This is a genomic window from Kribbella sp. NPDC056951 (assembly GCF_042674205.1).
Lineage (GTDB): Bacteria > Actinomycetota > Actinomycetes > Propionibacteriales > Kribbellaceae > Kribbella > Kribbella yunnanensis.
Map to the genome: position 1 here is coordinate 126,092 of NZ_JBHUQZ010000002.1, position 12,115 is coordinate 138,206.

The following is a 12,115-nucleotide window of genomic DNA, read 5'->3' on the forward strand; positions in this document are numbered from 1 at the left end:
CGCCTCATGTCGAGTCACGCGCCTGCTCCCGATGCTGCCATCCTGCGTTCCCGTGTCGACCGCGCCCGTACGGCGGCCGCCGGTACCGGACTGTTGATTGCCCCCGGCTCCGACCTGCGGTACCTGATCGGTCAAGGGGGCGGGTCGTTCGAGCGGCTGACCACGCTGGTGATTCCGGCCGACGGCGTACCGGCGTTGGTGGTGCCGAAGCTCGAGGCACCGGGGTATGCCGACGTACCGCTGGAGGAGCTCGGGATCGAGGTCGTCACGTGGGTGGACGGCGATGATCCGTATGCGTTGGCTGCCGACCGGTTGAGCGGTGCGGAGCAGGTTGCGGTCAGCGACTTCACGGCGGCGTTGCACGTGCTCGCGCTGCGGACTGTGCTGCCGAAGGCGGAGCAGGTGTTGGCTGGTCCGATTCTGCGGGAGCTGCGGATGCGGAAGGACGCGGCTGAGATCGACGCGCTGCGGACGGCTGGTGCGGCGATCGACCGGGTGCACGCGCGGGTCGGTGAGTGGTTGCGGCCGGGGCGGACCGAGGCCGAGGTCGGGGCGGACATCGCGGCCGCGATCGTCGAGGAAGGGCATACGGAGGCCGACTTCGTCATCGTCGGCAGCGGGCCGAACGGCGCGAGTCCGCATCACTCGGTGTCGGATCGGGTGATCGAGTCCGGTGACGTCGTGGTGGTGGATATCGGTGGGCCGATTGCGGAGGGGTACTTCTCGGACTCGACCCGGACGTACGCCGTGGGGACTCCGCGGGACGCGGATGTCGCGGCGACGTACGCCGTACTGCAGGAGGCGCAGCAGGCTGCGGTGGATGTGGTGCGGCCGGGTGTGACTGCTGAGTCGATCGACGCGGCTGCGCGTGAGGTGATCGCGGCGGCTGGGTTCGGTGAGTACTTCATCCATCGGACCGGGCACGGGATCGGGCTCGACGTCCACGAGGAGCCGTACATCGTCGCCGGGAACGAACTGCTTCTGGAGCCGGGGATGGCGTTCAGCATCGAACCGGGGATCTACCAGCCGGGCCGATGGGGCGCGCGGATCGAGGACATCGTCGTGGTCACCGCAGACGGCGTCGAGCCGATGAACCGCCGGCCGCACGAGCTGATCGTGCTCTAGGAGGTCAGCTGGCGCGGAAGGTCTTGCGGTAGGCGAGGGGTGAGACGCCGAGCTCGGAGCGCAGGTGGTGCCGCAGGGAGGCCGCCGTACCGAGACCGGCGGCGGTGGCGATCCGGTCGACGGACAAGTCGGTCGTCTCCAGCAGGTGGCAGGCGTGCCGGATGCGCTGCTGCATCAGCCACATGCCCGGCGACTGCCCGGTCTCGGCCTTGAACCGGCGGCTGAAGGTCCGCACGCTCATCCGGGCGTGCGCGGCCATCGCCTGCAGGCTCAAATCCCGGTCGAGGTGATGCAGCGTCCAGGCGCGGGTCGGCGACGTACCGTCGGTGCCCTCGTCCGGTACGGCGCGTTCGATGAACTGCGATTGCCCGCCATCACGCCACGGCGGGACCACGCAGGCGCGGGCGGCGCGGTTGGCGACATCGCTGCCGAAGTCGCGGCGGATCAGGTGCAGGCAGAGGTCCACTCCGGCGGCGAGTCCGGCCGAGGTGAGGATATCGCCGTCGTCGACGAACAGTTGCTCCTCGCGCAATTCCACCTGGGGATAGCGCTCGCGGAACAACTCGGCACGCTTCCAGTGCGTGGTCGCCGGACGTCCGTCCAGATACCCGGCTGCGCCGAGCACGAAGGCTCCTGTGCAGATCGAGGCGACCCGCGTGCCCGGGCGGATGGTCGCGAGTGCCTTCGCGAGCGCGTCCGGCAGCGTGCCTTCGTAGCGAGGCTGCGGAATGTAGGTGCCCGGGATGATCACGGTGTCGGCCTCGGCCAGCGCTTCGGGACCGTAGTCCGGGATCATGCTGAAGCCGGCCTCGACCCGGACCGGTTCACGATCGATCCCGCAGACGCGGACGTCGTACAGCTTCGTGCCGTCCGCGGTGCTGGCCGCACCCAGGACGGTCGACGGGATGGTCATGTCGAATCCGACCACCGGCTCCAGGACCAGCACAGCGACGATATGCCTCATGGCCACATCTTGACACATGATGGCGTTCAGGCCACTGGTTCGGCGGCGGCCGAGGCCGCAAAGTAGTCGGGTGACGCAGACTGTGGAGACGAAGAAGCCTGCCCGGGTGCACTTGGCCTGGGCAGTCGCTGCGGTGGGGTTCGTGACGTTGATCGGCGCGGCCGGGTTCCGGTCGGTGCCCAGCGTGCTGCTGGATCCGCTGCATGAGGAGTTCGGTTGGTCGCACGCGACGATCTCGTCGGCGGTCTCGATCAACCTGCTGCTGTACGGCCTGATCTCGCCGTTCGCGGCGGCGCTGATGGACCGCCTCGGTCTGCGCCGGGTGGTCAGCGGTGCGCTGGTGCTCATCGCGCTCGGCAGCGGTCTGACGATCTTCATGAACTCGTCCTGGCAGCTCCTGCTCTGCTGGGGACTGCTCGTCGGCGTCGGTACCGGCTCGATGTCGATGACCTTCGTGGCGACGATCACCGGACGCTGGTTCGTCGAGCGCCGCGGTCTGGTCACCGGCCTGCTGACCGCGGCCGGTGCGACCGGTCAGCTGATCTTCCTGCCGCTCATCGCGAACCTCGCGGCCAACTACGGCTGGCGGACGCCCGCTCTGGTCGCGGCCGGTACGGCGCTGGCCGTCGTACCGCTGGTGCTGATCTTCCTGCGTGACTACCCGAGCGATGTCGGCCTGCGCGCGTACGGTGCCCCTGAGGGCAGTCTTGCCGGGCAGCGTGTGGAAGCGACCGGTAGTAGTGCGCTGCGCGCGCTGAATGCTCTCCGTACGGCGGCGCGGCGGCCGGCGTTCTGGATGCTGGCGGGTGGGTTCGCCATCTGCGGTGCCTCGACGAACGGACTGATCGGGACACACTTCGTCACCGCCGCCCACGACCACGGGATGCCGATCACCACTGCGGCCTCGTTGCTCGCGCTGGTCGGCGTTTTCGATGTCGGCGGCACGATTCTGTCCGGCTGGCTGACGGATCGCTGGGACCCGCGGTACCTGCTGATCGCCTACTACTCGCTGCGCGGCCTGTCCCTGCTGGTCCTGCCGTCACTGCTCGGGCCGACTGCACAGCCGAGTGTCTGGGTCTTCATCATCTTCTACGGTCTGGACTGGGTCGCGACTGTGCCGCCGACCGTCGCGCTGTGCCGGGAGTGGTTCGGTGTCGACGGGCCGATCGTATTCGGGTGGGTGTTCGCCTCGCATCAGATCGGTGCGGCGCTGGCGGCGACTGGAGCGGGTGCGATTCGGGACGTGCAGGGCAGTTACAACCTCGCTTGGTACCTGGCCGGCGGGCTCTGCGCAGCGGCTGCCCTAATGTCCGCGAGCATCGGACGACGAATCGTGGTACCGGCTAATCTGCCGACATGAAGCTGGGGGAGATCGACAAGATTGCTCAGGAGACCGGGTTCTCCGGTGTCGTCCAGATCGATCGGGGCGGGGAGGTCGAGTTTGCTCAGGCGTACGGGCTGGCGAACCGCGCTTATCGAGTGCCGAACACGCTGGACACCAGGTTCGGGATCGCCAGTGGGAGCAAGGGTTTCACTGCGCTGGCGGTGATCTCGCTCGTGCGCGAGGGTGCGCTGGAGTTGAGTACGACGGCTCGATCGCTGCTCGGGAAGGATCTGCCGCTGATCGCGGACGACGTGACGATCGAGCACCTGCTCACGCACACGTCCGGCATTGGCGACTACCTCGACGAAGAGGTCGAGTCCGAGATCACCGACTACTTCATCGGCGCGGCCCACGAGCTCGCGACGACCGAGGCGTTCCTGCCGCTGCTAGACGGGCACCCGACCAAGTTCCCGGCCGGTGAGCGGTTCGCCTACTGCAACGGTGGCTTCGTGGTCCTCGCCTTGCTGGCTGAGCGGGCCAGCGGTGTCGGCTACCACGACCTCGTTCGCGAACGGGTGCTGCGCCCGGCCGGTATGACCCGAACCGACTTCCTGCGCTCCGACGAACTACCCGCCGACGCGGCTGTCGGGTATCTGCCGCTCGACGGGGTCGATCGCTCGAACGTCTTCCACCTCCCGGTGCTGTCCACGGGAGATGGCGGCATCCACACGACGGCCGCTGACATCTCGACGTTCTGGCGAGCGTTCTTCGCCGGCGACATCGTGAGTTCCGTCGAAGAGGTCGTGCGGCCGCGCTGCGACGTACCGGAGGAGTCGAGGCGGTGCGGCCTCGGCTTCTGGTTGGACGGTACGACGGATGCCGTGACGCTGGTCGGGTACGACGCCGGCGAGTCGTTCAAGTCCACCCACGATCCGCACACCGGTCTCACCTGCACCGTGTTGTCCAACACTTCACCGGGGGCTTGGCCGATCGCACGTGCCTTCGTCAGCTAGCCTCGACCTAAGTTGAGGTTGTTGTTGGAGGGCGGAGCCGTGGGTGGAGTAGTGGACGTCGAGCCAGGTGAGCTGACGGTCGGGCAGTTGGCGCAACGCAGCGGAGTCGCGATCTCCGCACTGCACTTCTACGAACGCCAAAACCTCATCATCAGCCGCCGAACCGCCGGCAACCAACGCCGCTACAAACGCGACACCCTCCGCCGAGTCGCCCTCATCCGCATCGCCCAACGCGTCGGCATCCCCCTGTCCGAAGTCGCCGCCATCCTCGCCCTCCTCCCGGAGAACCGCACCCCCACCCGCCAGGACTGGGAACACATCTCCGAATGCTGGCAAGCCGAACTGGACCGCCGCATCCTCCACCTCGAACAACTCCGAGACGACTTCAAAGACTGCGTAGGCTGCGGCTGCCTCTCCCTCGACCGCTGCGCCCTGGCCAACCCCCACGACGCCCTAGCCGCCAAAGGCCCCGGCCCCCAACGCCTACAAACCCCAACCGGCGAACCCTGCCACCCCGGCCGCTGCGCCTAACCCCCACTCCACCTGATCCCCCCACTCCACCCGCCCACCCCTTTCCGGGCGACCCACCAAACGAGGATCCCCGCGCATCATGCGGTGGGGTGGACTATCAGGTGGGCGTGGAATGCATTTGCGACACGTGTGGGGAGTGGTGACTGGGACGGGGAACTGGCGGGACCTCCTGTTGTTTGTGGTGGTTGGGGGTGGGTTATCCACAGGGGGTTGGTGTGAAGTGGGGAATGGGGGTGGGGGCGTCTAGGGTCGGGGCATGGTTGATGGTGGTGCGGGGTTGGCTCTGAACGAAGCGCGGGCGGGGATTGCCGGTGGGGTGATCCAGGCGATCGCGGGGGAGAGCGCGCGGTTGCGGTCGGATCAGGAGACTGCGGTTGCGGCTTTGTGTGAGCCGGCGGCTCGGGTTCTGGTGGTGCAGGCGACGGGGTGGGGGAAGTCGGCGGTGTACTGGGCGGCTACGGCGATTCGCCGGGCTGAAGGTGCTGGGCCGACGCTGGTGGTTTCGCCACTGCTTTCGTTGATGCGGGATCAGGTGGGTGCGGCCGGGCGGGCGGGGTTGCGGGCGGCGACGCTGAACTCGAACAACGTCGACGAGTGGTCGGGCATCGAGCAGGACCTGCGCTCTGGAGCGATCGACGTACTGCTGGTTTCGCCTGAGCGGTTGGCGAACCCGGGGTTCGGCCGGCGCGTGCTGGACAGTTTGGCGGGGGAGATCGGTCTGCTGGTGATCGACGAAGCGCATGCCGTCTCCGACTGGGGACACGACTTCCGACCCGACTACCGCCGCGTGTCCGACGTACTGCAGCACCTGAATCCGAAGACGCCGGTCCTCGCCACAACTGCAACAGCGAATGAGCGAGTCACCGACGACGTCGCGCACCAGTTGGGTGAGTCAACGCTGGTACTGCGGGGGCCGCTGGCTCGGTCGAGTCTGCAGCTTGCCGTGGTCGACAGGTTGTCGCCGTTGCAGCGGTTCGCGTGGGTGGTCGATCATCTGCCGAAGCTTCCGGGCTCGGGCATCGTCTACGCGTTGACGGTCGCGGATGCGCAGCGGCTGGCCGCGACGATCCAGGAGATCCACGGTCGCGACGTGCCAGTAGCGGCGTACACGGGTGCTCTGGAGGCGGGGGAGCGCGAGAGCCTCGAGGACGCACTCCGTGACAACCGGCTGAAGGCATTGATCGCGACCTCCGCGCTCGGCATGGGATACGACAAACCCGACCTCGGATTCGTCGTCCATGTCGGCTCACCGCCATCGCCGGTGTCGTACTACCAGCAGGTCGGTCGCGCCGGCCGCGGCATCGACCACGCGATCGTCGCCCTGCTGCCGTCCGATGCCGACTCCGGCATCTGGGACTACTTCGCCACCGCCACCATCCCCGTACCGGAGAACGTCAACCGCCTCCTGCACGCCATGCAGGCCTACGGCCCCGACCAGCCGGCCAGCGTCCCCGCGCTCGAAGCCGAGACCGGCCTGCGCCGCACCCGCGTCGAGTTGATGCTCAAGCAGCTCGCGGTTGACGGCGTCACCGAGCGGCTTGAGCGCGGCTGGATCCGGACCGGCAAGGACTGGACGTTCGACGCGGCCCACTACGACGGCATCGTCGCGGTACGACGTCGCGAGGCCGACATCATGCGCGCCTACACCCGCGGTGAACGTTGCCTGATGCAACTACTGCAGGAGTCCCTGGACGACGCCTCCGCCGAGCCGTGCGGCCGCTGTTCGGTCTGCCTCGGCGCTCTGCCCGCCCCGCTCTCCGCGGCGCCGGACGCCGACACCGTCGCAACCGTCACCGGACTGCTCCGCGGCGAGGTGCACGTCCTCGAACCACGCAAGATGTGGCCCGGCGGTTCGTTCGGCCCGCGCGGCAAGATCCCCGCCAACCTGATGGCCGACCCCGGCCGTTCCCTCATCTACGCCGATGCGCCCGAGTGGCGCGAGGTTCTCGCCGCCGCATTCGCAGGTGGCCAACCACCCGCCGATGCCCTCGAAGCCCTCCAGGCCGGCGCGGTCGCCGCCCTGTCCCGCTGGCGCAGCACCTGGTCCAGCCGCCCCGAGGTAGTCGTCCCGCTAGCCGCCGCCGGCCACACCGCAGTCACCGCCGCAGTCGCCGATCGAATCGCCACAGTCGGCCGCCTAGACCGCGCCGACCTCACTGTCGACCGCTCCGGCTACACCGACGACCTGTCCTCAGCCGACGAGGCCCGAGTCTGGCGCGACGGTCTCCAGGTAGACGGCACCACCGCCCAAACCGTCGCCGGTCGCACAGTCCTACTCCTGGTCGACGCCAGCTCATCGCAATGGCCAGTCACCGTCGCCGCCGCGAAACTCCGGGAGGCCGGGGCAGGCGCCGTACTGCCACTGCTACTGCACAAACGCCCATGATCAGCTGACGAGTGCTGGGGTGGCTTCCGCGAAGGACTTGAGGTCGGACAGCACCGCGGGCCAGCCCGAGCTAATCATTTCGCGAATGGTGCTGCCGGGCTCGAAGCCGCTGTGGGTGACGGTCAGCTTGACCTGACCGTCGACCGGCTCGAGATCGAACGCCACCTTCGACAACGGCTCACTGCTGATGCGCTGGAACAGCTCATCCTCGATGCCCGCCTCGGCCGCGAAGTCGGGCGTCATGTGATGCCACGCGTACGCAAGCCGAGTGAAGGGCGAATGCTCGAGGACGACCTGCCCAGGACCCGCCATCGTCGCCTTCCCCATCTTCCATACGATCTCCGAGCCGACCTCCCAGTCGGTCTCGAAGTGCAGCCCCCAGTACTGCGTCGTGAACTCCGGCTCGGTGAGTGCGCGCCACAGCCGCTCCGGCGTGGTCTTGATGTAGGTCGTGTAGACGAAGTCGTTGTCACTCATGGTCTCGGCCTCCAGAGCCGTCTTGAGGTCGGCGAACAACTGCACCCGCCGACGGTCGTAGCGATTGATCCAGCGATCGGCGATGGCGTTGATCGGCTCGGCGTTCAGGTAGTGGTATTTCTCCCGCCCGCGCCGAACCGTGCTGACGAGGTTCGCGGCCTCCAGCACCGCGAGGTGCTTGCTGACCGACTGCCGCGCCATCGACAGTCCCGCGCACAGCTCGCGCAGCGTCTGCCCGTTCTGCGCGTTGAGCGCATCCAGCAGTTGCCGCCGGCTGGGGTCGGCCAGTGCCCGGAACACCTCGTCGTCCATCCCGCTCCGTTCCATAGGCAGCCATTCGGCTGCCTGTTCAAAATAGGCACCCGTGCGGCTGCCTGTCAAGGAAATGCGTTGACGCACCCACGACCATGAGGGGGTGGAGATCAAGAGCCTCGGCTACCGCACCGACCTGTTCCTCCTCGGTCTCGGCGGGAGCGAACTGCACGACAACGGCGAGTACGTCGTCATCCGGACACCCGCCAACCCGATGTTCTGGTGGGGGAACTACCTGCTCTACCGCACGCCGTTCGGCCCGGGCGACGTACAGCGGCGCCTCGAACAGTTCCGCAAGGAGTTCCCGGACGCGGAGCACGTCTCGATCGGTGTGGACACCACCGACGGTGTGCTCGGGGTGGACGGCGTCAAGGAGGAGTTGCTCGCGCTCGGTGCCACGGTTGATGGCGACACGGTGATGGCAGCGTCCACTGTCATCGCCCCGACCAGGCCGAACACGACCTCGACGTACCGCCTGCTGTCGACCGATGGCGACTGGGCGCAGCAGGACGAGCTGAACCTCAAGACCGCCACCATGACCGTCGACGAGGGCTACATCGAGTACAACCGCCGCCGCGGGCTGGCCGATCGAGGTCGCGTCGAGGCCGGGCACGGCGTGTGGTTCGGTGCGTTCGACGGCGACCGGCTCCAGGCCTCGCTCGGGCTGATGTTCGACGGCGCGGGACTAGCCCGGTTCCAGAACGTGCAGACGCATCCGGACGACCGCAACCAGGGCATCGCGAGCACGCTCGTGCACCATGCGTCGACGTACGGGCTGAGCGAGGGGCGCGCCAAGACGCTGGTGATGGTCGCGGACCCGGACTACCTGGCGATCCGGATCTATCGCGCGCTCGGCTTCAGCGACTCGGAGACCCAGTTGGGGATCTCGATCCCGCCTTCCTCCTAAGGTGTTCCCATGACGGTTGTATTGGTGACAGGTGGGAGCCGGGGGATCGGCGCTGCGGCAGCGGTCGCGTTGGCGGCGGATGGCTGGGATGTCGGGATCGGTTACCGGTCGCGGGACGACGAGGCGGCCAAGGTGGTGCAAGCCTGCGAGAAGCTGGGCCGCCGCGCGATCGCCGTACAGGCTGATGTCGTCGAGCCCGAAGAGATCGAGCGCCTCTTCGACGCCGTCACCGACGGACTCGGACCGATCAGCGCCGTCATCAACAACGCCGGCGTCGTCTCGCCGTCCGGTCGCGTCGATGAGTACGACGCGGCGCGGCTCGACACCGTGTTCCGGATCAACGCGATCAGCGCGTTCCTGGTCGCCGGTGCCGCGGTGCGCCGGATGTCCACCAAGCACGGCGGCGATGGCGGTGTTATCGTCAACGTGTCGTCGCGCGCGGCCGTGCTCGGATCGGCGGGGGAGTACGTCGACTACGCGGCCAGCAAGGCGGCCGTCGACACCCTCACGGTCGGTCTCGCGAACGAGGTCGCCAAGGAAGGTATCCGCGTGCTCGGCGTCCGGCCCGGACTGATCGAGACCGACATCCACGCGCCAGGCCGACTCGACCGGCTCGGTACGACGCCGCCCGTCGGCCGACCGGGTAGGCCCGAGGAAGTGGCCGAGGTGATCGCGTTCCTCGCCTCGGACCGGTCGTCGTACATGACCGGAACCACCATGGACGTCTCGGGCGGCCGCTGACGATGGGTTTGCGGCCGGTCGATCTGGCGCGGCGTGCGGGGGTGTCGACCCAGCTCATCCGCAACTACGAAGCAGACGGGATCCTCCCGCCGGCCCCGCGCACGGACAGCGGCTACCGCCAGTACGGCGAGGAACACGTGTCCGCGCTGCTCACCTATCGCGCCCTCGCGCCCGGGTTCGGCGCCGAGACCGCTCGCCACATCATGCAGGCGGTCCACGCGGGCAACGAGGAATCGGCGTACCGGCTGGTCGACCAAGCGCATGCCGGTCTCTACGAGCAACGCCTCGCGACTGACGCGGCCAGCGAGGCGCTGGGTGCGGCCGCGGCCGAGTTCCGCGATGAGCCGGCGCCGACCGGTCCCGCGCTGCTGGTGGGCGAGTTGGCGCACCGCCTCGGCGTCCGTACGTCGGCGCTGCGTGTCTGGGAGGCCGCCGGCCTGCTGCTGCCGACGCGCGAGCGCGTGACGAAGTACCGCCGGTACGAGCCCGAACAGATCCGCGACGCCCGCATCATCCACATGCTCCGCCAGGGCCGCTACTCGTTCGACCAGATCCGCCCCGTCCTCGAAGGCCTGCGCCAAACAGGCAGCACCGAGGCCCTTCGCGACGCGATCGCCGAACGCCGCGCCGCCCACGACCGCATCACCAAAGCGATGCTGTACGGCGCCGGCCTCCTCCACCAATTGGTCGAGGAGAAGCGGGGCGCGGCGCCCCCACCGCCCTGAGCTGTGGGCGGGGTCCGTGTGCTACTCGGGTACGGCGAGCTGGGTGGGTTCGGAGCGGCCCCGAACCGTGACCCGATCACCCGGCCGCCAGTGCTCACCTTCGGTCGGACCCGCCTCGTCGACCGTCGACATCGACGCGATCAGCCGCTCCGGCGTGTTCTTGGCCAGCTCGCTCAGCCGAGCCGCCTCGTTCACCGGATCCCCGATCACCGTGTACTCGAGCCGCCGTACGTCGCCGACCGTGCCGGCCACCACGATCCCGGCGGTCACCCCGATCCCAGCTGTTGCCTCCGGCAACTCTTCGGTCAGACGCCGACTCAGCGCCCGCCCGGCCCGCAGTGCCGCCCCGGCCGGGTCGATCAGCTCGGCCGGTGCCCCGAAGATCGCGAGTGACGCGTCACCGGCGAACTTGTTCACGAATCCGCCCTCGCGCACCACCTCGTCGACGACGATCGTGAAGAAGCGGTTCAGCAGCTGGACCACCTCCGTCGGAGGCCGGTCCGACGCAATCTTCGTGGAGCCGACCAGGTCGACGAACAGGACAGCGACGAACCGTTCCTCGCCACCCAGTTGGTCGCTGGTCAACGCCTCGCGGACGACCTCAGGACCGACGTACCGGCCGAAGACGTCCCGGATCCGCTCCCGCTCGCGCAGACCGGCCGCCATCCGGTTGAACCCGGCCTGCAGGGACCCGAGTTCGGTACCGTCGAAGACCGGGATCCGGATGTTCAGTTCTCCCTCGCCGATCAGGGTCAGCGCGTCACGCACCGACCGGACCGGCGCGACCACGGACTTGGCCGACAGCACGATCAGCAGCCAACCCATGCCGAGGGCAACGGTGCCGAGGACCAGGATCACCACCGACAGCCGGGTCGCGGAGACGCCGCCCTCGACCATCGCCACGATCGCGGTCAGCATCAGCCCGGCGACCGGCACCGCCGAGCCGGCCGCCCAGAACAGCACCGTGCGCGCTTTGAGGCCGAAGGCAAGTAGCCGGCGCGGGGGAGCGGAGTCGGCCAGCGCCTTCGCCGCGACCGGGCGGAGGGCGAACTCGGTCAGCAAATACGAGACCGCACAGGTCACGATCATGCCGTCGAAGATCGTCACCGCGACCCGCAACGCGTTCTCCGGCTGGATCACCACGGTGGCGGCGGTGAAGCCGACCGCGGCAACCATCCAGAGCACCACCTCGATCAGGGTCAGCCGCAACGGCAGCCGGAGCGTGGTGATCTGCTCCTTCCGCGTGGCCGGCCGATCCTCGTCCACCCAGGCAGTACGGCGTACCGTCACGCGCGTGCTCCACAGGCAGCCCACCAGGATGGCGAACAGCAGGTACGACGGGACGAAGATCGCCTCGAGCCGCAGGAGCCGAGCGTTCAGCGGGGGACCGGGCAGGACGAACACGGCCAGCGTGTACACGACCGCGGCGCCGATCAGGTTGGTGCCGATGGAGAACGTTGTCATCAGCACCCGGAGGCGGAGCCGGAGCATTTTCGTGCTCTGGTCGGCGGGTCCGAGCAGCCAGGAGCCGAACGGCCGCCGTTTCAGGACCAGCTCGGCACCCCCGTGCGATGTCATGGTCACAGTGTGCTCCCAGCGTTGCAGCTTGA

11 protein-coding genes are annotated in these 12,115 nt (G+C 68.4%); 8 read left to right on the forward strand and 3 right to left on the reverse strand.

Annotated elements, in window-relative coordinates:
* Positions 1-6: 6 nt before the first annotated feature.
* Positions 7-1,125, forward strand: coding sequence for a M24 family metallopeptidase (locus ACFTSF_RS08150; protein WP_380153178.1), 1,119 nt, complete (start codon positions 7-9; stop codon positions 1,123-1,125).
* Positions 1,126-1,129: 4 nt separating this feature from the next.
* Here the strand turns inward: ACFTSF_RS08150 and ACFTSF_RS08155 are convergent, their stop codons facing one another.
* Positions 1,130-2,089 carry a GlxA family transcriptional regulator gene (locus ACFTSF_RS08155; protein ID WP_380153179.1) on the reverse strand — a complete coding sequence of 320 codons (960 nt, stop codon included), beginning with the start codon at positions 2,087-2,089 and terminating at the stop codon, positions 1,130-1,132.
* A gap of 70 nt (positions 2,090-2,159) precedes the next feature.
* Here ACFTSF_RS08155 and ACFTSF_RS08160 point away from each other — a divergent pair, with 70 nt between their 5' ends.
* From ACFTSF_RS08160 to ACFTSF_RS08175, 4 genes are all read left to right on the forward strand, one after another.
* Positions 2,160-3,449, forward strand: a complete 1,290-nt coding sequence (locus ACFTSF_RS08160) for an MFS transporter (RefSeq protein ID WP_344147103.1) — start codon at positions 2,160-2,162, stop codon at positions 3,447-3,449.
* Positions 3,446-4,426: a serine hydrolase domain-containing protein gene (locus ACFTSF_RS08165; protein ID WP_380153180.1), complete on the forward strand. Its 981-nt coding sequence runs from the start codon at positions 3,446-3,448 to the stop codon at positions 4,424-4,426. The genes ACFTSF_RS08160 and ACFTSF_RS08165 overlap by 4 nt, the downstream gene beginning before the upstream one ends.
* A gap of 51 nt (positions 4,427-4,477) precedes the next feature.
* Positions 4,478-4,957, forward strand: coding sequence for a redox-sensitive transcriptional activator SoxR (gene soxR / locus ACFTSF_RS08170; protein ID WP_380153181.1), 480 nt, complete (start codon positions 4,478-4,480; stop codon positions 4,955-4,957).
* A 256-nt stretch (positions 4,958-5,213) separates the two neighbouring features.
* Positions 5,214-7,343, forward strand: coding sequence for a RecQ family ATP-dependent DNA helicase (locus ACFTSF_RS08175; protein WP_380153182.1), 2,130 nt, complete (start codon positions 5,214-5,216; stop codon positions 7,341-7,343).
* Here ACFTSF_RS08175 and ACFTSF_RS08180 read toward each other — a convergent pair whose 3' ends face one another.
* Positions 7,344-8,132: an ArsR/SmtB family transcription factor gene (locus tag ACFTSF_RS08180; protein ID WP_380153183.1), complete on the reverse strand. Its 789-nt coding sequence runs from the start codon at positions 8,130-8,132 to the stop codon at positions 7,344-7,346.
* Positions 8,133-8,235: 103 nt separating this feature from the next.
* Between ACFTSF_RS08180 and ACFTSF_RS08185 the strand changes: the two genes are divergently transcribed.
* From ACFTSF_RS08185 to ACFTSF_RS08195, 3 genes are read left to right on the forward strand one after another with little or no spacing between them, the layout of a single operon-like run.
* Positions 8,236-9,039, forward strand: coding sequence for a GNAT family N-acetyltransferase (locus ACFTSF_RS08185; RefSeq protein WP_380153184.1), 804 nt, complete (start codon positions 8,236-8,238; stop codon positions 9,037-9,039).
* A 9-nt stretch (positions 9,040-9,048) separates the two neighbouring features.
* Positions 9,049-9,780: an SDR family oxidoreductase gene (locus ACFTSF_RS08190; RefSeq protein ID WP_380153185.1), complete on the forward strand. Its 732-nt coding sequence runs from the start codon at positions 9,049-9,051 to the stop codon at positions 9,778-9,780.
* A 2-nt stretch (positions 9,781-9,782) separates the two neighbouring features.
* Positions 9,783-10,505, forward strand: a complete 723-nt coding sequence (locus tag ACFTSF_RS08195; RefSeq protein WP_380153186.1) for a MerR family transcriptional regulator — start codon at positions 9,783-9,785, stop codon at positions 10,503-10,505.
* A gap of 21 nt (positions 10,506-10,526) precedes the next feature.
* Here the strand turns inward: ACFTSF_RS08195 and ACFTSF_RS08200 are convergent, their stop codons facing one another.
* Positions 10,527-12,083, reverse strand: coding sequence for an adenylate/guanylate cyclase domain-containing protein (locus ACFTSF_RS08200; protein WP_380153187.1), 1,557 nt, complete (start codon positions 12,081-12,083; stop codon positions 10,527-10,529).
* Positions 12,084-12,115 lie beyond the last annotated feature (32 nt).

Bases quoted from the DNA above. Each gene is read 5' to 3' on its own strand.
- ACFTSF_RS08150 (WP_380153178.1), top strand. From the start codon at position 7: ATGTCGAGTCACGCGCCTGCTCCCGATGCTGCCATCCTGCGTTCCCGT.
- ACFTSF_RS08155 (WP_380153179.1), bottom strand. From the start codon at position 2,089: ATGAGGCATATCGTCGCTGTGCTGGTCCTGGAGCCGGTGGTCGGATTC.
- ACFTSF_RS08165 (WP_380153180.1), top strand. From the start codon at position 3,446: ATGAAGCTGGGGGAGATCGACAAGATTGCTCAGGAGACCGGGTTCTCC.
- ACFTSF_RS08175 (WP_380153182.1), top strand. From the start codon at position 5,214: ATGGTTGATGGTGGTGCGGGGTTGGCTCTGAACGAAGCGCGGGCGGGG.
- ACFTSF_RS08180 (WP_380153183.1), bottom strand. From the start codon at position 8,132: ATGGACGACGAGGTGTTCCGGGCACTGGCCGACCCCAGCCGGCGGCAA.
- ACFTSF_RS08190 (WP_380153185.1), top strand. From the start codon at position 9,049: ATGACGGTTGTATTGGTGACAGGTGGGAGCCGGGGGATCGGCGCTGCG.
- ACFTSF_RS08195 (WP_380153186.1), top strand. From the start codon at position 9,783: ATGGGTTTGCGGCCGGTCGATCTGGCGCGGCGTGCGGGGGTGTCGACC.
- ACFTSF_RS08200 (WP_380153187.1), bottom strand. From the start codon at position 12,083: ATGACATCGCACGGGGGTGCCGAGCTGGTCCTGAAACGGCGGCCGTTC.